Raw genomic sequence first — 19,008 nt, forward strand, 5'->3', positions numbered from 1 at the left:
CATTGAACAAAGGATTACTCCCATGGACATTCGCCTCGTTGGTCTGGCGTTGGGTACATTCGCCATTGGCATTGAAGGCTTCGTTGTCGCCAGCCTTCTGCCGCAGATTGCCGGTGATACCGGTGTCACGCTTGTGCAGGCCGGTTATCTCGTCGTCATGTTCGCTTTGGCCTATGCGCTGGGTGCGCCTATACTGGCGGCCCTCACTGGTTCGGCTGACCGTCGTGTCATTCTGGCGGGGAGCGCGACGACATTCGTTATCGGCGCGATTCTTGCCGCGCTTGCTCCATCCTATGCCTTTCTGACCGCCGCCCGGTTGATTATCGGCATGTCTGCTGGTCTTTACGCCGCCACGGCACAGGCAACAGCGGTTGCCATTTCTGAATCGCACCACCGGGCGCGGGCGATATCGGTCATCGTCGGTGGTACCACGCTGGCCGTGGCCTTTGGCGCTCCGCTTGGCGCGTTGATTGCGTCTTTTGCCGGATGGCGCGGCACTTATGTGTTTGTGGCATTGATTGGCGCTGCCGCAACGACTTTCGTGTGGTTCCTCCTTCCAAGCGGGCTGCGCGCCGACAAGCTGACGCTGAAACAGCGGCTCGGCGTTATCGGGCATCCCGGTCTTTTGCCCGCACTCGTAACCATGCTCCTCTATATGGCCGGTGGTTTTATAGTGTTCACCTACATTGCGGCTATCGCGGTGCAGGGCACGGGTCTTTCCCGCGAAATGGTCCCTCTGGTCCTGCTGGCTTTCGGTCTCGGTGCTGCCCTCGGCAATTTCGTTGGCGGGCAATTATCCGATCGCTTCGGGCCGACGCGCACGGTCATCGCGGCTTCGTTTCTGAATGCTGCCTCATTGATGGCAATCAGCTGGATCATGCAATGGCCCAATGAAATCGCTGGTCCTGCGCTCATTGCGGTTATGGTTCTTTGGGGTGTCGCCGCCTGGATGTTCCCACCGGCACAGGCCAGCAGGGTTCTCGCCATCGCACCGGAAAGCGCGCCGCTGGCGCTTTCGTTAAACGGTTCGGCACTTTATCTCGGGATAGCGTCAGGTTCGCTGGTCGGCGGATTGATCATCGCCAATATCGGCCTTGAATATCTGGGCTGGATCGGTGGAACATTGCCGCTGCTGGGCCTTGTGGTGATGCGGCTTGCCAGTGTCGGTGCGCGCAAGACGGAACTCTCCGTCGCGTGAGAAAAACCGCTGGCCGAAGGGATCACTTCGGCCAGCGCTATTGTCAGGAAGACGTTTTCAAAAGCGAAGCGATCTGCTGAGTGGTCGGGACCTGACCATTCGGGGTCAGTTTGTCGACGACGCCGGGCAGGACTTTAGAGAGCTGCGCCAGCAGTTCATCTTCACTCATTCCCGTCTGCTGGGCGATCTCACTGATTGCCTTTTTGCCGAGAGCCACGCCAAGCTCATTGGGCGCGATGGGTTTGTTTTCACCGGGCTTCACCCAGGAATCGGCTGTTTCCCCGTGACCGGCATTGGTCAGACTTTCCAAAAGGCCGCCAAGACCGCCAAGAAGGCCGCCGCCACCAGCAGCGTTGCCGTTGTCGGCTGTCTGCGGATTTGCCGGAGTTGGAGCGGGCTGGCTCGAACCGCCACTGAACATTTTCCCAACGAGAACGGCTCCAAGCGCTATCAAGAGCGGCTTTGAAATGTTTCCGCCCGGTACCGCATTATCGAAAATTCCCATCTCGATCTCCTTCAATGTTGCTCGGTTTTCACTCAAATTCTGTATTGCGTCCCCCCAAAGGAGTTTATTCATTCAGGGGCAAAGCACAACATAGCTTGATTTTATCCAATCTATGCGAAAACATGACGACATTATGCCAATGGATAGGGAAGGAATGCGTGCATGTCTGTTATCGGTTGGATTGTACTTGGACTTGTTGCGGGGTTTATTGGCAGCAAGATCGTCAACAAGAGCGGTCAGGGTTTTATCCTTGATATCGTTCTCGGCATTGTCGGCGCCGTCGCCGGCGGTTTTATTTTCAGCTTGTTTGGTGCAACCGGCGTGACCGGTTTCAACATTTACAGCCTGATTGTCGCGGTTATCGGTTCCATCGTCGTGCTCTGGCTCTATCACGCGATTACCAACAGATCTGCTTAAGCCAAGCCTGTATCACCCTGTGGATTAAAATAGCGCGGCACCCGTCGTGTCGCGCTATGGTCTTTAGCAACAGCTATGATTCACGAAACCTGCGACTCATCCGGCAATAAAGCGCATATCAGCGCCCAAAGGCGCGCTGTGACGAAGGAGGATATGTTTCATGACAACCAGCCAGAAAATCAGAACCTTCCTGTGGTTTGACAAGCAGGCCGAGGAAGCCGCCAATTTCTACGTATCGCTGTTCAAGGATTCGAAGATTGTTGACATTCTTCGGCCTGCCGGGTCCGAGCGCGCGCTCACGGTTGTCTTTCAACTCGGCGGGCAGGAAATCGTCGCCCTCAACGGCGGACCACAATATAAATTCACCGAAGCCATTTCCCTCACCATCGATTGCGCCTCTCAGGAAGAAGTCGATTATTTCTGGGAGAAACTGTCCGCAGGCGGGGAGGAACGCGCATGTGGCTGGCTCAAGGATAAGTATGGGCTGTTCTGGCAGGTTGTGCCTTCAAGGATGATCGAACTGCTACAGGATAAGGACCCCGGCAGAGCCCAGCGCGCCATGAATGCCATGATGCAAATGGTAAAGATTGATATTGCCACGATTGAAAAAGCGGCGGATGGCGAGTGATGCGATAATGCCGTGCTAGCGTCGAGTGTCCAATTTGCGGGCTTTCCACTCACTGACAGGAATGAGACCGCCAATTCTGAAGCTGAATGATACCACACGGCTGATACGCGCATCGACCGAACATCTGTAATCCATATTGTACCAGTTTGAGCCGAGGCGAAAAGCAGCGCCGGTGCCATCAAACGATGTCGCCGAGATGACGCCTCCAGAGGGGCCGTTTGGAAGCAGTGCGTCTCTCGACGCCGTGCTGGGGCTTGAACGCAATCGTGACAACGCCTCCGAGGTACAGAGACTGGCAAGCCGCTCTTCCGGTGAAAGCCTGGCAACAATCTGCCCCATCCTTGGATCAAGGCTGGGTAGAAACTGTTGATTGAGATCGGCAAATGGATCGGAACTTTTCATGGCTCTTGATCCATTGGGCTTGAATGCCGGACCGGCTTTTTTGGGCTGAGGTTCGGACGTTTGTTGCGGTGTCGGAGCGTCCTTATGAGACGCAGTCGGGGTGGGGGATGGTTGTGCCGCCTGTCCCGCTGTTTCACTGGGTGTGGGGGTTGATTGCATTTCCGCCACATCGGGCACCGCTGGTTGTGCCTCGACCGGAGTGGCGCCAGGTCCAGCGTCTGCTTTTGCTTGTTCAGTGGCAGAGTCCTGCGGTGTCGAAGCCGCGTCTTGCGTCTCACCCTCGCCGGAAGGGGGCTTTTTGTCTTCAGTGGATTCTTTTTCGGATCGCGGCAGAAGTTTGAGGAGATGGTCCGAAGACGCCGCAGGCGCAGGAGCGGGGGCGGGTGCAGGCTGCGGCTTGGGTGCTTCTACCTTCTCTTCTTTCTTTTCCGGTTCAGGCTTTGGCTCCGGTTCGGGTTTTGGCGGGGGAACAATCTCAACCTTGACGCTCTCCTGTTCCGGCGGTGTCGGTTTCCATTCCGGTAGTTGAAACAGCAACAACGCCGCCACCAAAAGATGCAGGACCACAGACGTCAAAACGCCTGCTCCAAGTTCGGCCCGCAGCTTCTTGGTAAATTGCAGCATTGCTTAGACGATTATCGACCACATGCCCGAAACCTAGGAGCTTGAACGGCTCGCAACAAGTGGCAAAGTCGGATGAATGTTCAACCTTACTTCAACAGTTTGGCAATCGCCGGTTTGTCCGCCGCCAATTCCAGTGCAGTCTTGCCGCTCTCTGTCTTGGTGGTCTTGTCGGCACCATGCTTGAGAAGTGCTTTGATAACTGCAGGATCATCGCCGTAACTGGCAGCCATATGCAGCGGCGTCATCTTGTCATAGTCACCCTTGGCGTTGACATCAGCGCCCTTGGAGACGAGCAGATCAATCACACTGGCAGGGCCATAATAGGCTGCAGTATGCAGCGGCGCCCATCCCTCCTGGGATTTCAGATTCACGTCAGCGCCGCAGGCCAGCATTTTGGCAACCAGATCAGCTTTCTTGTCCCGGATCGCAATGGCGAAATGCGGATCGCCGCCAGAATCCCGTCCATTCGGGTCGAGCTTTTTGCATTCAGCCGCTGTCGGAGCCGCGCTTGCAGCTGTCGCGGGAACCAGACCGCCTGTGGTCAGCGCCAAGCCAAACAAGACTACGCTTGAAATCAATCTCGACATGCTATCGTCCTCACCAATTTGATTGCTTCTGCCGCCCGTTACACAGTCGGATCTATGCCAGCCTTCTACAGGGCTTCTCATCAGCTGAGCAAGGGAGGACAAGCGGATTTCACAGGGGTGACAACGCGATAAAAATCCCGCAATTTGTACTGCGGGATTTTTTTAAACGGCAAAGACTCAATGATTGCGGCGAATGCCCGCCGCACCGCCGATTGCCGCGGCAATTGCGCCGATCAGCATGGCGATAAAGGCTGCAAAGCTGCCACTGGCGGCAAGTTTCGCAGTTTTGTCGGCAGCCTGTTTGGCCTGAACTTTCAGTTCTTCAACCTTTGCATTGGCTTTGGCCTTTACGTCATCGATCTTGGCAACAGCCGCGTCGTAACGCTTGTTGGCTTCATCAGGCGAAATGCCGAGTTGCGCCGCAATAATACCGGTAACGCGCTGTTTGGTTTCCGCAGTCGTCTCTTCACCCAATGCATGACTGGTCAGAGCCGAGACGATTTCCTTGCGCGCCTGTTCCGGCGTCAGGGATGTCGTGCCGGATGGGTCGCGGTTAAGAACGCCGTCAACGAGGCGGTCAACTTCAGCGCCTGCCTGTTCCTTGGTGATGCCGCTGGCTTGTGCCGCTTGCGGGATCATGTCTTTGGCGGTTGAGGCAGCACCGGATACGGCCTGACCTGCTGTCGAACCGACCGAGGAAGCGACGCTACCGAGAACGCCAAAAGCACCACCAACGGCTGTGCCGAGCAAATAAAGGCCGATAACCAGACCAGCGGCCCAGACAACCAAGCCGTGCAAGACACCACTCCAGCGCGCGTACTGACCGGAAAAATACGCAGCGACATAGCCGCCGATCGCCAATGCGATGATCATTACAATGGCGCTCCAGATGCCGCCGCCGATGCCAAGGCCTTGCGCCGAAGCGCCATCACCCGTTGCACTGACTGTGCTCAGTCCGATGCCAAGCCCAAGGGCTGCAAACAGGACCTGCACGGCAATCGTCAGAAGTGTGCCGCCGAAAATACCGCCCCAGGCCAGCCGCTGCCCGTCCACTGCAATTGTATCCACTGTGCCTCGTTCATACGAAACCATGGTACGTCTCCATTCATTTTGTTCTTCAGATAAAATTGCCCGCAGGACGTCGCTGTCCGGCGAGATCACGGCGAAAACACGTCGGAACAAAGTTGGTTCCGGATCGACAGCCGGATATATTTTATATTGATCAGGGAACAAAAAGGGCGTGGAGACGTACGCCTGCGCAAAACGCGCAGGCGGCAAAAAGGTCTGGATAATATTTTTGTGAAATTGCTTGCGCTATGCCAGCGCGCGAGCTTCCCGGAATGAGATCAACCGGCGCCGCCCCTCGTCCCAGAGAACCAGCTTCACGCAGCGCAGGCTTTGCATGATGGTGATGCGCCCGACATCGCCAAGCTCCGGATAATCGCGCAGAACTTCCGGCAACCGGTAATAGGGAACGCGGCTGGAAAGATGATGCACGTGATGAATGCCGATATTCCCGGTGAGCCAGCGCAATACCAGCGGCAGGTCGTAGTGAGACGAGCCATGCAGCGCTGCTTCCTGGAATTTCCAGTCGGCGCCTTGCGACCAATGGGTTTCTTCGAACTGGTGCTGGACATAAAACAACCAGATGCCGGCTGCACCAGCCAGAACAACAATCGGCAGATGGATCATCAGGAAGGGAATGACACCGACAAACCAGATAAGGATTGCCGCCAGAAGCGCGATGGCAAAATTGGTTGCCATGGTTGAAACCCAGGGCTGGACACCGGAGCGCATCATGCCGAATGGCAAGCGCTGCTTGAAAATAAACAGCCAGGCGGGACCCACGCCGAACATGATAGCCGGATGCCGGTATAGCCGATAACCAAGCCGGCCCCAGCGTGACAGAGCACGATACTCGGTGACAGTCAGGGTGGTGATATCGCCAACGCCACGTTCATCAAGATTCCCCGCCGAAGCATGGTGCAACGCATGGGCGCGGCGCCAATAATCATAGGGTGTCAGGGTCAAAACACCGATTACCCGGCCGGTCCAGTCGTCGGAATGCCGGTGGGCAAAGAACGAACCATGCCCGCAATCATGTTGAATCATGAACAGGCGAAGCAGGAAACCAGCTGCCGGAATGATCAACAGCAGCCCCCACCAGAAACCATAATGCACGGCCGCCCAGCACAAAGCCCAGAATATTGCGAAAGGAATAACCGTCACAGCCAGTTCAAATGCGCTGCGACCGCGATTTGGTTTGCGGTAATTCAAAAGGATTTTCGGCCAGGCGCGTTCGCCGGAACCAGCGTCAGAATTCAAGGAGGAGTTTTTCATCGGCCATTATAGGCTTGCGCCACAGGTCCGCACAAGGGACGGCACCGTTCTTTTGTCGTGTGGATCGGATTTATGTGCACCTCAGAAGAAATGACGCTGCGCGCTGGCGGATGCCGATACGCATTCGCCCATTTCGCAGCGATTTTGCGTGGTTTGCACGGGAACCTCCCACGCCGAAGAGGCGTTGTGACACCAGTGCAACTGAGGTGAACAGCCACATGCAAAGGTTCGTTTTAGAGAAACGTTTCAACACAAAGAGATTTCTACGCAAGTTGCACTACCATCTTCTATGCCCGAAGGTTCCAGTTCATCCCGAGCCTTTCAAAGGGCCGGTGCTGGTGGCGGGGTCCGCCCCCGCATCGCATCTGCCTGAAGGGTTCGATGACCGCTTTCGCGTTATTACAGTCAATGGCTCCCAGAGCGTTACAAAGCGATGGGGCATTCCGGTGCCCGATGTAACTTTCATGCAATTTCGCCAGGTCTACGGCATGAACGAAAATGCGAGGGAAGTGCGGCGTGTGCTGAATGGGGAGCGGACCAGGCTGCTATATGTCATGCGCTGGCCAGAAAGCCGGCGGCGGTTAACCGATGGCCTTAATGCTTTCAACTACAGTTATGACCGGTTGCAGACGATTAGCCGGTATGAGCGAATGGCGCTTTTTAAAAAGGCGACGGGTCTCCTCAACAGTGAAGATGATCTCGATACAAAGTTTTCAAACGGTGTCACCGCAGTGCTCTATGCGCTGGCAAACGGTGCGACATGCGTTGTTATTTCAGGAATTGATCCTGCCTCGACAGGCCATGTCTACAATGCGCTTGAGCTTACCCGTCATCACAGCCAGTCAGATCGCGACATCCTTTTATTGTTGAGCGCGCGGGGGCATAAAATCTACACCGCCGATCCGGATGTGGCTGTGGCAACGGGACTTCCGCTCTGGACAGAAAAGACGCTCGCCGCGCATTTAGCTTCAAAGGCTGCAACAGCAATTCAAATCCCGTAACCCCCGCCTGATGACCGGGAGCCCGAACTGAATTCCGATGATGGAATGACGAATAATTGGTCATTTGGCTTGACCAAAGACGAACCAGCACCGCATTGCCCGTCCGATTCTCATCCCTTCCCCGCGATGGCGGGGCGTGATGCGCAAGCAGTTTGCGTCCTTGCATGAGCTGAAGCATGTCAATTCTGTGACATATTGGCAACGCAGGGTTGTGAAAGATCGATAAGATCGGAAATGACGGACAAAATTGGGTGCATTCCTTGCAGAACTAAGTCAGCTTACACGTGTAAAAGTATTACTATTCCAATTGAGGGGGAAGTTCATGAATATAAAGTCGCTCTTGCTGGGTTCCACTGCTGCGCTTATCGCAGTCGGTGGCGCGCGTGCCGCAGATGCTGTTGTTGTCGCCGAACCGGAGGCTGTTGAATATGTTCGCGTCTGCGATGCGTATGGCACAGGCTTCTTTTACATTCCGGGAACTGAAACCTGCCTGAAGGTCAGCGGCTATGTGCGCTATGACGCCAAGGGCGGCGATGATGCGTATAATGGTGGCGAGCGCGGTACATGGTACAAGCAGTCGCGCGCCGAATTGCGCTTTGATGCCCGTTCAGAAACTGAACTGGGTACATTGCGCTCATACGCAGAAGTGCGATTCAACTACACGGATGGTTCAAACAGCACCACCGAACTCAATCAGGGCACCATCGAACTTGGTGGCTTCCGTGTTGGCGCCGCCGACTCGCAGTTCACTTCCTATCTGGGTTACCTGGGCGACATCATCTCCGATGACGTGATTGCTCCCGGTGCTTATGTCACAAATCAGATCAGCTACACCTTTGCCGGAAGCAATGGCTTCTCTGCAACGATCGGTGCCGAACAGGGTGACAAGGGTTATCTGATCGACGATTACATGCCACACGTTGTGGCTGGTGCGAAATATGCACAGGGCTGGGGCTCAATCGGCGCAGTTGTCGGTTACGACTCGGTCGCTGAAGAGTGGGCAGGCAAGGTTCGCCTGGATGTTAAATTCACGGATACTTTCTCCGCTTGGGTGCAGGGCGGCTACAAGTCAAATGGCGATGAGCTCAACAACAACTATTTCGGTCGTTGGAACGGTGATTACGCGGTTTGGGGTGGTGTTGCTCTCAAAGTATCGGAAAAGGCAACTGTCAATGCACAGGCCTCCTATGAAGATGCTGGTACATTTGCTGCAGCTTTGAACGTTGGCTATCAGTTGACACCCGGCTTCAAGATTGTGCCGGAAATCAACTACACCTCGTTTGATGGCGGCCGTGGCAACGGCAATGACGATGCCTTCCAGGGTATCATTCGCTTCCAGCGCAACTTCTAATTGGCTGTTGATGGAATTTGGCGGTGCATGACATGTGCACCGTCAAATAGCGAAACAATATGATCTCCAGTCATTGAATCGCAGAAAGCGGCGGACCCAAAGTCCGTCGTTTTTTTGTTTTGGCAGGATTCATATGGTGAAGAGAATGGCGCACCCGACAGGATTCGAACCTGTGACCTCTGCCTTCGGAGGGCAGCGCTCTATCCAGCTGAGCTACGGGTGCATGGGGCTGCGATAGCTCGCATGCGCGAAGCGGTTCTAGCTGATGCGGGGCAAGGCTTCAATGGTCAATTTTGCCAAACAGCAAGATGCTCGATTGATATCGTTGAAGTCGCGTGGTTCGCTTGCGCTGTAAATCTGGCAAGACGCAGGCGCCGTCATTTCGGCAGAAACACAAATGATGCCGATCAGCATTATCCGCTGACCAGCATCATTTCAAAACTATTCCAGATTTAGTCGCTGCTATTACATCTTCTTTGCATGATGACGATGATGCTTCGCATGATGGCGATGATGCTTCATGTGATGCCGCATGTGATGATGCTTCTTCATCGGTGCTGCCGATGCAGTCGTGCTGCTGGTGGCAAGAACCGGTGCAGAGAATGCAAGAGCAAGTGCGAGACCAAGTGCTGTGTAGAGTGACTTTTTCATAATAGCGTTTCCTCTCAGATGGGGCTGTTGTGATACAACCGTCAATTATTGACCGGTTGCACACCGAGTGCTTTCAATGCCTTGGCAAAAGTCCTGACACCCTGCGCCTGCCTGTTGCTTGCACAAAATCGGATCGCCTTTTTCTGCAGTGATTTCGCCTTGGCCGCCCGGGGAGCCTCGGCATGCTCGATGATTGCCTGATGAACTTGTGTCTGGAATTTCGCGCAAAGTTCTTTGCGCGACAGTGGCCGCTCTTCAGCCGATACTCCATAGAGGCCAGTAGACATTATCGCCCCGGCGAGAAGTATCGTTTGTAGGGTAGAAATATTTATCACGGCCACCTGCAAGAAAGAGAAATGTATTCTGAAGATTTGCGAGAATACAAAACCATTTTACTTGCTCTTTATCGGCGAGCATTGTTTCAACGATATTTCTGGGATGTGGCGTTTTGTTTCTGTAATATTTCTGAAATAAGGCTATTGGCCTAACTATCTGAATGAAATGAATAAACTTGTATTTCTATGCAGTAAAGGCATGTCGCGAAGCGGTTATGGATGCGGCTCGATAAAGGAGCCGCATCCATTTGTGTCAAAGCGCAATGAGCTTCTTGGCTGTCGCCTGGATGTCGTCGCTGGTGAGGTGACGAAAATCTTCCATCGGGCTCGGCATGCCCAGATAGAAACYTTGTCCCGCGCTGCATGATTCGCCCATCAAAAATTCCAGCTCATCCGGCGTTTCAATGCCTTCTGCAAGGACAGGCATGCCGAGACCCCGGCCAAGACCGAGCACTGCCTTGACGATGGCGGCGGCCTGCTCGTTTTTGTCCACGGATTTGATGAAGGAGCGGTCGATCTTGATCATGTCGAAAGGGAAGGCGCGGATATTCGACAGCGAAGAATAGCCGGTACCGAAATCATCCATGGCGATGCGCACGCCTAATGCTTTTAACTGCCGCAGCGTGGTCAGGGCGCGATTTGTATCCTTGATAAGGGCAGTCTCGGTGATTTCAAGTTCGAGGCGATGCGGCTGCAAACCCGTATGCAGCAAGGCGTGGTGCACGCGCTGCGGGAAATCGTGGCTGTAAAGCTGCACGGCAGAAACATTGACCGCCACGGATAATGGCCTGTCCCAACTTGCTGCTTCCCGGCATGCTTCACGCAAAGCCCATTCGCCGAGCTGCAGGATCACGCCGCTTTCTTCTGCGATTGGAATAAAGATCGTCGGCGAAATATTGCCCTGGCGCGGGTTGTGCCAGCGCATCAGCGCTTCAAAGCCGGTGACGGCGCCCGTATCCATCCGCATTTGCGGTTGATAGACCAGCCGGAGTTCATTGCGCGGCAGAGCGTTGCGCAGGTCATGTTCGATCATGCGGCGTTCTCTCGCCTCCGCTCCCATCTTGGCTTCAAAGAAGCGATAGGTATTCCGGCCCTCTGCCTTGGCCTGATAAAGAGCAGTGTCAGCCTGATTGAGCAATGTCTCGCGGTCTCCCGCATCGACAGGAAAGATCGCAATGCCGATACTGGTTGAAATCAGGAAACCAATGGGTGAGTTCAGGTTTTCGGACTGGAGTGCTTCCAGAATCTTGTCGGCTAACCGGCTTGCGGCTGTCGGTGTGACGAGGCCCGGCACGATAACGGCAAACTCATCGCCGCCCAGCCGCGCCAGCATTTCATCCTTGCCGAGCAGCTTGGTGATGGCACTTGAAACGCGCTGCAGGATATTGTCGCCGGCTGCATGACCAAAGAGATCATTGACCTCCTTGAACCGATCGAGATCGAGGCAGAACAGGGCCAGATAGGTTTCATCGCCGCCCATTGAAGCGGCAATCAGCTGATCCAGACGAGCGTTGAAATTACGGCGGTTGGGCAGGCCGGTCAGCGCATCATGGTGCGCCAGATAGTTGATATGGGCTTCAGCCTCCTTGCGTGAACGCAAATCGCGAACTGCGACAGCCCTGTGCCATTTGCCATTGAAATCGATGGTATGCGCTATCAGTTCGACTGGAATGGTTCCGCCATTCTCCGTCATAAGATCAGCTTCGATCAATTCGTTCTGGTCGCTGAGAAGTTTTGAACGCAATCGGGCGTCGGGCAGAAACGCCGCGATGGAACTGCCCGCGAGCCTGGAATCATCAGTGTCAGTCAGGGCACAAAAGCTCTCATTGGCAGTCACAATGATCTCACCGTCGCAGATGACCAGTCCTTCAACCGCTGCATTGACCAGTTTGTGCATGCGCCGCAATTCAAGTCTGTATCGCCGATTGCGAACGTCGATGGTCAGGGCGATGGAACTGCCAACAAGAATCAGTGTGCTTACCAATGCCACCGTTACGGCCACAAAATTGGCGGGAATGGCATTCTCGGGAACGAAGATCGAAGAATCCGGCGTGATGGACACAGCACTCATGGCGATGAAATGGTGACCGCAGATTGCAAGGGTCAGCAACCCGGCAGCCGCATGGCGGGTCTTGTCTTCGGCTTGCGACAGCGCAAGCCGGATAGCAAAAGCACCAAGGACAATGCCAACGCCAAAAGCTGCAGCAACGAATATCGGGTCCCAAGCGATCCTGCCTTCCACTTCGAAGGCGGACATGCCGGTGAAATGCATGGCCGCAATGCCCGCGCCGATGATGGCTCCGCCGGCAAGGTCAGCATTTTTCCATTTGGCTGTTAGCGCAATGAACGAACCAAAGCCGGTCACAAGAATAGCGATGAACAATGACAGGACAGTCAACAAACCATCATAGCCGTTAGGCAGGCCCGGCGAAAAAGCCATCATGGCAATAAAATGCGTGGCCCAGATGCCGAAACCACAGGAGGCGGCAGAAACGCAAAGCCAGACTGTGCGTTGGGCTGAGTAACGCGCATGCCTGAGAAGGTCCACCGCCGTCAGGCAAGAAAAGATACAGATAGCTGCTGCAAGAAAAACAAGTCTGACATCATGCTCATTGACGATACAATTGTATACTGTCAGCATATTTTTGTTCCCTGTCCCGTATTCTTTTCTTCAACGACACTGTGTTTCTTTGTCTTAAACCAGACTTAAGAAGTATTTTATTCGTGAGTTTGAAGTGATTTGGAACGGTGATGATGAGAACGAAGTAAACAAAAATGAAACAATTCACAGAGGGCTTTAAGAAAACTGAATAGATAGGATTGTAGTGAAGTATAAAATTGTAATTATCTTTGAGTTGGCGCTGCCTCCAGGGCAATAAAAAGCCCCCGGTCCGCAGAGACCGAGGGCTTGAATTGAAGTGGTCAGGGTATCAATCGATGTCGAAGGAAACGCCCTGCGCCAAAGGCAGCGCCTTGGAATAATTCACCGTGTTGGTTGCACGGCGCATATAGGCTTTCCACGCATCCGAACCGGATTCACGCCCGCCGCCGGTTTCCTTCTCGCCGCCAAATGCGCCGCCGATTTCAGCGCCCGATGTGCCGATATTGACGTTGGCAATACCGCAGTCCGAGCCGTCGGCGCTGAGGAAACGTTCCGCTTCCTGCAGGTCGAGCGTGAAGATGGAGGACGACAGGCCTGCGCCAACAGCGTTGTGATCGGCAATCGCCTTGTCGAAATCGCTATATTTCATCACATAAAGGATGGGCGCAAAGGTCTCTTCCGTCACAGGACCGGCCTGCTCGGGCATTTCAACAAGAGCAGGGCGAACGTAATAGGCATTCGGGTGTGCCGTATCGATCCGCGCACCGCCGGTCAGCTTGCCGCCATGGGCAACAGCTTCCTGCACGGATTTCTGCATGTTGTCGAAGGCTGCCTTGTCGATCAATGGGCCGACCAGCGCCGATGTCTCGATCGGGCTACCGACGGAAACGCTTTCATAGGCCTTCTTCAGGCGTGGAACGAGCGTGTCGTAAACGCTTTCATGCACGAAGAGACGGCGCAGAGTGGTGCAACGCTGACCCGCGGTTCCCATGGCACCGAAAGCAATGGCGCGCAGGGCCATGTCGAGATCAGCAGACGGGCAGACAATACCGGCATTGTTGCCGCCAAGTTCAAGGATTGACCGGGCAAAACGTTTTGCAAGGCGCGGACCAACTTCACGGCCCATACGGGTCGAACCGGTTGCCGAAACGAGCGCGACTTTTGGATGATCCACCAGAGCTTCGCCAATTGTCCGGTCGCCCATCAGTGTCTTGGTCAGACCAGCAGGCACATCGCCAAAGCGGGCAACGGCGCGGTCAAAGATTGCCTGACAGGCAAGGGCCGTCAGTGGTGTCTTTTCCGATGGCTTCCAGACAACAGCATCGCCGCAAACAAGGGCGAGGGTCGTGTTCCAAGCCCAGACGGCGACGGGGAAGTTGAAGGCGGAAATGACGCCGACCACGCCGAGGGGATGCCAGGTTTCCATCATGCGGTGCCCGGGGCGCTCGGTTGCAATCGTCAGGCCGTAAAGCTGACGGGAAAGGCCGACTGCGAAATCGCAGATATCGATCATTTCCTGCACTTCGCCGAGGCCTTCGGACGGAATTTTACCGGCTTCAATCGAGACGAGGCGTCCAAGTTCCGTCTTCAGGGCGCGCAATTCTTCACCAAACAGGCGAACGAGTTCACCGCGCTTTGGCGCCGGAACAAGGCGCCATTCGCGGAATGCAGCGTCAGCCTGTTCAATCGCTTTTGCGGTGTCAGCAGCTGAATGAACAGCGATATCGGCGATCTTTTCGCCAGTAACCGGGCTGTAGGAAGCCATCTGGCCGCCAGTATAGGCAGCCTCTGCTACGCCAAGCTTTCCGAGGAGCGTTTTTACGTCTTGAGCAATCGTCATTTTGACTTCCCTTTACTTATCTTTTGTCTGACCGTGCGGCGAGAGCCGGACTTTTGCCGGAGAGGCCGCCATAAGGTCAAATGAGCGTTCAACTTGCAAGTGCTGCGGGGCGCAGTGCTTGCAGGCATTGTTCGATGGAGCTTTGTTCAAGCCCGGCATAATGGGCAAACTCGTCAAGAACGGCTGTGCCGAGATCATTTTCAAATTCGCGCTGGCTGGGGCTGGCGACAAATTTCTGACTGGCTTCATCACCAAGGTTCGATTGGAAAATACCTGCCGCGCTGACGGGGAGAAAATCCTCGTAGACGATGGGATCAAACCGCACGGCTCCAAGCGCGATCAACGCTTGGATATCCGATGCGCCGCGTGAGGTCACGCGACCGGTAAAACTCTCGACCACGGAATAGCGGAAATAGCCGAGACCCTCGCGGCGAATATCAGCCCAATTATCAGGGAATGCTTTGAACGTGTCGGACAGGGCGGCGATATAGGCTTTTGCATTGGACCCGTCGGCAGCCGGCCGAATGATCTTGCGGGTATCATTCAACAGCTTGTCATAGAGCGCCCGGCCTTTGGGCGTCAGCGCAATGCCGCGTTGCTCGATTTCGCCGAAGCGTGCGGTATGTGTGCCGGTTTCCCATGTGCCATCGGCATTCTGGAAAGACACATTTTCTTCCAGCGCCTTGAAGGATGTCTGGCGCAGAAGGATGGGGCAGGCGCGGGTGGGCGGGCCTTCAATAACGGCTTTGGGTGAAATGCCGTGTTCGGGCATCAGGTCCTGCACCGCATCAATATCGAGCGTGCGCGGGGTCAGGTGATTGATGTGTGGACCTTTGAAGGAAACCACATCGGCGATCAACCGGTGGGCATCATGCAGGCGCTGGTAAAGCGCACCACTGACGTTTGCCCGGTCATGCCAGCGGAATGTCTCAAGAATTTCACCCACGAAGGTTTCGGCATCCTCGGCATCAAGGCCGCCTTGTGCTTCGGCTTTTTCGACAAGAGCAATTGCCTTGTCAGTGAAAATCTGGCGAGCGGCAAGGACAGCGCGCGCCTTTTTGCGCAAACCCGCATCGCCAATCAGGTTGAGGCGCAGCAGGGATGTGAAAACCCGGAACGGATTGATCTTCAGCGCAGCATCGCCCACGGGACGAAAAGCGGTGGAATGAACAGGAACCCCAGCTTCGCTCAAATCATAATAGCCAACGGGATACATGCCCATAACGGCAAAGACCCGGCGCAGCATGGAGAGTTCTTCCGGAGTGCCGACGCGGATCGCGCCATGGCGTTCTTCCGAAATACGGTCGAGCGTATCGGTTTCCTGCAACTGATCTTTCAGGTCAGGTGATGCTGCGAGCGTTTTACTGTTCACCTCGGCAACCAGTGACATCAGCGTGCCATAGGCTGGAACCTCGGTCCGGTACATGGATGACATGGCGGCCGAAAAGGACGCCCTGATCACGTCAGTTGACGTAAACGTGCCTGATTTCATCGTGTCTCATTCCGCGTTGTTGCTGCGACGGCGAAAACTATCGCTGTCATGCTCAATCTGGATTATAGAGGGGTGATATCGCCAAAGATTGCGATGATTTGAACTGGGTTGATGCGAGATAAGAATGAAGTTGAGCCGCCGCCTGATCCCGGACATTGATATCCTGCAAACCTTCGAGTGCGCTGCCCGCCATGGCAGCTTCACGCAGGCCGCCAAGGAGCTGAACCTGACCCAGAGCGCGGTCAGCCGCCAGATGAGCGAGCTTGAAAGCCAGATCGGCGTACTGCTCTTTGAGCGCATCAGGCAAAGGGTGGTTCTCTCCGATGCCGGGCAAAAATTCTTGCCCGAGGTGCGCCGGCTCCTTGGGCTCACCGAAGAAACGATGCTGCGCGCAATGGCCGCGTCACAGTCAGCGTCGTCGTTGAGCATTGCGACCTTGCCGACGTTCGGCAGTCGCTGGCTCATGCCACGCCTGCCGGATTTCCTGCGGATCTATCCTGATATGGCGCTGAGCGTGGCTTCGCGTTCGCAGCCCTTTGATTTTGAAGAAGAACCGTTTGATCTGGCGATCCATTATGGCCAACCGGTTTGGGCCCATGCCACATGCACTTATCTTTGCAGTGAAATGATCGTCCCTGTCGGCAGCCCGGAGCTGTTGGCGGCCAATCCGGTGGCCACACCGGCACAGCTTGCGAACTCGGCGCCACTCCTGCATCTGTCGACACGGCCAAAAGCCTGGGCGGACTGGTTTGAATCGGTACAGGCGGACGTGGTCAGCCCCTATAAGGGGCATCGTTTCGAGCATTTCTCCATGGTGATTGAAGCTGTGCTGGCTGGATTAGGGTTTGCCCTCGTGCCGCGTTATCTGATTGAGCATGAGTTAGCATCCGGCCGTTTGCAGGTGTTGTTTGATCAGCCGTTGATGACGGAGAACAGCTATTATCTCGTGGTGCCGGACCACAAGAAAGAGAATCCCATGGCGCAAAGCTTCTTTGGCTGGATCGCCGATCAGGTCAGCGAACGGCAATAAACCAAGATCATTCATTTCTCGCATCACCTGTTCGAGGAATTTCACTTCCGTTGCCAAAAACGCGGCTTATAAGCAGAATTGACTTCGAGTCTTTGCAAGATTGCCGGTAATTCCGGACCGACCTGACGGTGACCCCATGCTGAATGATGAACGCTCCCACGGCCTTTGGGAAAAGACGGCGCCGCCAGCCCCTGCGACGCAGAAGCTAGGCGGTGATATTTCCGTTGATGTCGCTGTCATTGGTGCCGGTTTCACCGGTCTGTCTGCGGCGTTGCATCTGGCAGAAACCGGCACGAAAGTTGCCGTTCTTGATGCTGTCGAAATCGGCTTTGGCGGGTCGGGTCGCAATGTCGGTCTTGTCAATGCAGGCATGTGGGTGATGCCCAATGATTTACCTGAAGTGCTGGGGCAGGTACATGGCGAACGCCTGCTGGAATTGCTCGGCAATGCGCCGCAATCGGTGTTCAACCTTGTCGATAAACACAAGATCGCCTGTGAGCTTGAACGCAACGGTACATTGCACTGCGCGGTGGGCAAAAGCGGCGTGAAGCAGTTGGAACAGCGGGCGGAGCAATGGCAGACACGCGGCGCAGCTGTGCGCTTGCTCGGTGCTGAAGAAACGGCGCAAAAAGTTGGCTCGACAGCCTATGCCGCCTCATTGCTCGACAATCGCGCCGGTACGATTCAGCCGCTCGCCTATGTGCGCGGCCTTGCGACTGCGGCCATTGCTGCAGGCGTTACTATTTATACGGGAACACCTGTCACCTCAACCACACGTTCCGGCGACCGCTGGATCGTCAACACACCAACGGGCAAGGTTTCTGCTGAATGGGTTGTCGTGGCGACCAACGCCTATACGACATCACCCTGGCCGGAACTGCGAGCCGAAATCCTGCATCTGCCCTATTTCAATTTCGCCACGACACCGCTTCCCGAAGAGGTGCGCAACACGGTTCTCCCCGAAAGGCAGGGCGGCTGGGATACCAAGGATATATTGAGTTCCTTCCGTATGGATCAACGTGGCCGCCTTGTGTTCGGCAGCGTCGGTGCGCTGCGCGGCACGGGGATGGCCGTTCACAAGGCATGGGCCGCACGCTCCATCCGCAAGCTGTTTCCGCAAATCAAGGATGTCACCTTTGAAGCAGGCTGGTATGGCCAAATCGGCATGACCAATGACAACCTGCCGCGTTTCCACACGCTTGCGCCGAAGATCATCAGTTTCAGTGGTTATAATGGCCGGGGCATTGCTCCGGGAACAGTGTTTGGCCGGGTATTGGCCGAACATATTGTTGGAAAGCTATCCGACGCGGATTTGCCCTTGCCGGTCACCAAGCCACGGGAAGAAGGTCTGCGGGCCTTGCGCGAAGGCTATTACGAAGTGGGTGCGCAGCTGGCGCATTTTGTCGGAAACCGGGTTTGACCGGCGGAAGCTGTCAGGGACTATTATGCCCTAGCAAACTTTTGCGTCCCTAGCGAACTTTTGTGACGGCAGAGGAATTGTCAGGCCATGATCGCTCGCAGCCTCAAGCCATGCCGCGATGGCATCGTGGGCATTATGAACTGCTTCCTCCGGCGTGTTTCCATCGCTCATGCAACCGGGAAGATCGGGAACATACGCAACGAATCCGCCTCCATCGTCTGGTGACAGCGGAGAAACAACGACTGGGTAGTCATAATAGGTCATGTTGCATCTCTGACGGCTTCAATGAACTCAATGAGCTTTCGTATATATACAGGCTTGATGGGTCTATTAAAAGGCACAGTCAAAATCGTACGTTGCGACGAGTGAGAGATTTTATAATGGGAACTCCCGGATCGCGGTTTTTCGCATTGCAGTTCGAATTCCTTGCAGATCGCTGCAATGTCCTCGATGCGCCAATCAGCTTTCGGGTTTTGGCGCATTCGTTCAAGACGTTTGTTCATACTCTCATGTCAGTCACTATGACCAGAGACTATGTATCAACATTCGATTTCTAAAGAAATTAGCAATTAGTAGCAGAGATGA

Annotated in this window: 19 protein-coding genes and 1 tRNA gene; 8 read left to right on the forward strand and 12 right to left on the reverse strand. The window is 55.0% G+C overall.

All coding sequences use genetic code 11. The features are described from left to right. The first annotated feature begins 22 nt into the window (after positions 1 to 22). Positions 23 to 1,198, forward strand: a complete 1,176-nt coding sequence (locus tag AB4Y96_RS06345; RefSeq protein ID WP_441916313.1) for an MFS transporter — start codon at positions 23 to 25, stop codon at positions 1,196 to 1,198. Between the two features lie 43 nt (positions 1,199 to 1,241). On the opposite strand, the gene AB4Y96_RS06350 is transcribed toward AB4Y96_RS06345, so the two are convergent. Next, complete coding sequence (locus AB4Y96_RS06350; RefSeq protein ID WP_441916314.1) at positions 1,242 to 1,703, reverse strand: YidB family protein; 462 nt, start codon at positions 1,701 to 1,703, stop codon at positions 1,242 to 1,244. A gap of 162 nt (positions 1,704 to 1,865) precedes the next feature. Between AB4Y96_RS06350 and AB4Y96_RS06355 the strand changes: the two genes are divergently transcribed. Continuing rightward, positions 1,866 to 2,120 (forward strand): GlsB/YeaQ/YmgE family stress response membrane protein, encoded by a 255-nt coding sequence (locus AB4Y96_RS06355; protein ID WP_091878753.1) that lies wholly within the window; start codon positions 1,866 to 1,868, stop codon positions 2,118 to 2,120. 160 nt (positions 2,121 to 2,280) lie between these two features. Beyond that, entirely contained in the window at positions 2,281 to 2,748 is a 468-nt protein-coding gene (locus AB4Y96_RS06360) for a VOC family protein (RefSeq protein ID WP_091878751.1), read from the forward strand. A 15-nt stretch (positions 2,749 to 2,763) separates the two neighbouring features. Here the strand turns inward: AB4Y96_RS06360 and AB4Y96_RS06365 are convergent, their stop codons facing one another. From AB4Y96_RS06365 to AB4Y96_RS06380, 4 genes are all read right to left on the reverse strand, one after another. After that, positions 2,764 to 3,774, reverse strand: coding sequence for a DUF930 domain-containing protein (locus AB4Y96_RS06365; RefSeq protein WP_441916315.1), 1,011 nt, complete (start codon positions 3,772 to 3,774; stop codon positions 2,764 to 2,766). Between the two features lie 86 nt (positions 3,775 to 3,860). Beyond that, positions 3,861 to 4,361, reverse strand: a complete 501-nt coding sequence (locus AB4Y96_RS06370; RefSeq protein ID WP_441916316.1) for an ankyrin repeat domain-containing protein — start codon at positions 4,359 to 4,361, stop codon at positions 3,861 to 3,863. A gap of 177 nt (positions 4,362 to 4,538) precedes the next feature. After that, entirely contained in the window at positions 4,539 to 5,453 is a 915-nt protein-coding gene (locus AB4Y96_RS06375) for a hypothetical protein (protein ID WP_441916317.1), read from the reverse strand. A gap of 222 nt (positions 5,454 to 5,675) precedes the next feature. After that, entirely contained in the window at positions 5,676 to 6,701 is a 1,026-nt protein-coding gene (locus AB4Y96_RS06380) for a fatty acid desaturase (protein WP_091878745.1), read from the reverse strand. A 218-nt stretch (positions 6,702 to 6,919) separates the two neighbouring features. On the opposite strand from AB4Y96_RS06380, the gene AB4Y96_RS06385 reads away from it, so the two are divergent. After that, complete coding sequence (locus AB4Y96_RS06385; protein WP_441916404.1) at positions 6,920 to 7,702, forward strand: membrane-anchored protein; 783 nt, start codon at positions 6,920 to 6,922, stop codon at positions 7,700 to 7,702. Between the two features lie 322 nt (positions 7,703 to 8,024). After that, positions 8,025 to 9,053: a porin gene (locus AB4Y96_RS06390; protein ID WP_091878742.1), complete on the forward strand. Its 1,029-nt coding sequence runs from the start codon at positions 8,025 to 8,027 to the stop codon at positions 9,051 to 9,053. 146 nt (positions 9,054 to 9,199) lie between these two features. Here the strand turns inward: AB4Y96_RS06390 and AB4Y96_RS06395 are convergent. Beyond that, a tRNA-Arg gene (locus AB4Y96_RS06395) sits at positions 9,200 to 9,276 on the reverse strand. Between the two features lie 20 nt (positions 9,277 to 9,296). On the opposite strand from AB4Y96_RS06395, the gene AB4Y96_RS06400 reads away from it, so the two are divergent. After that, positions 9,297 to 9,509 (forward strand): hypothetical protein, encoded by a 213-nt coding sequence (locus tag AB4Y96_RS06400; RefSeq protein ID WP_441916318.1) that lies wholly within the window; start codon positions 9,297 to 9,299, stop codon positions 9,507 to 9,509. 9 nt (positions 9,510 to 9,518) lie between these two features. Here the strand turns inward: AB4Y96_RS06400 and AB4Y96_RS06405 are convergent, their stop codons facing one another. The 5 genes from AB4Y96_RS06405 to hglS all read right to left on the reverse strand — a co-directional run bounded on the left by AB4Y96_RS06405 (position 9,519) and on the right by hglS (position 15,973). Next, positions 9,519 to 9,704, reverse strand: coding sequence for a hypothetical protein (locus tag AB4Y96_RS06405; RefSeq protein WP_091878739.1), 186 nt, complete (start codon positions 9,702 to 9,704; stop codon positions 9,519 to 9,521). A gap of 41 nt (positions 9,705 to 9,745) precedes the next feature. Beyond that, positions 9,746 to 9,991: a hypothetical protein gene (locus tag AB4Y96_RS06410; RefSeq protein ID WP_139210409.1), complete on the reverse strand. Its 246-nt coding sequence runs from the start codon at positions 9,989 to 9,991 to the stop codon at positions 9,746 to 9,748. A 301-nt stretch (positions 9,992 to 10,292) separates the two neighbouring features. Next, positions 10,293 to 12,680 (reverse strand): bifunctional diguanylate cyclase/phosphodiesterase, encoded by a 2,388-nt coding sequence (locus AB4Y96_RS06415; protein WP_441916319.1) that lies wholly within the window; start codon positions 12,678 to 12,680, stop codon positions 10,293 to 10,295. Between the two features lie 289 nt (positions 12,681 to 12,969). After that, positions 12,970 to 14,481 carry an L-piperidine-6-carboxylate dehydrogenase gene (gene amaB / locus AB4Y96_RS06420; protein WP_441916320.1) on the reverse strand — a complete coding sequence of 504 codons (1,512 nt, stop codon included), beginning with the start codon at positions 14,479 to 14,481 and terminating at the stop codon, positions 12,970 to 12,972. A gap of 88 nt (positions 14,482 to 14,569) precedes the next feature. Further along, positions 14,570 to 15,973, reverse strand: coding sequence for a 2-oxoadipate dioxygenase/decarboxylase HglS (gene hglS / locus AB4Y96_RS06425; RefSeq protein WP_441916321.1), 1,404 nt, complete (start codon positions 15,971 to 15,973; stop codon positions 14,570 to 14,572). 124 nt (positions 15,974 to 16,097) lie between these two features. On the opposite strand from hglS, the gene AB4Y96_RS06430 reads away from it, so the two are divergent. Together AB4Y96_RS06430 and AB4Y96_RS06435 are read left to right on the forward strand one after the other, a co-directional pair. Then, complete coding sequence (locus tag AB4Y96_RS06430) at positions 16,098 to 17,003, forward strand: LysR family transcriptional regulator (protein WP_441916322.1); 906 nt, start codon at positions 16,098 to 16,100, stop codon at positions 17,001 to 17,003. A gap of 136 nt (positions 17,004 to 17,139) precedes the next feature. Further along, complete coding sequence (locus AB4Y96_RS06435) at positions 17,140 to 18,423, forward strand: NAD(P)/FAD-dependent oxidoreductase (RefSeq protein WP_441916323.1); 1,284 nt, start codon at positions 17,140 to 17,142, stop codon at positions 18,421 to 18,423. Positions 18,424 to 18,453: 30 nt separating this feature from the next. On the opposite strand, the gene AB4Y96_RS06440 is transcribed toward AB4Y96_RS06435, so the two are convergent. Beyond that, the gene (locus AB4Y96_RS06440; RefSeq protein ID WP_091878729.1) at positions 18,454 to 18,687 is read right to left on the reverse strand and encodes a type II toxin-antitoxin system HicB family antitoxin; all 234 of its coding nucleotides are present in this window, start codon (positions 18,685 to 18,687) and stop codon (positions 18,454 to 18,456) included. Positions 18,688 to 19,008 lie beyond the last annotated feature (321 nt).

The sequence above is a fragment of the Phyllobacterium sp. TAF24 genome (genome assembly GCF_052113785.1).
GTDB lineage: Bacteria > Pseudomonadota > Alphaproteobacteria > Rhizobiales > Rhizobiaceae > Phyllobacterium.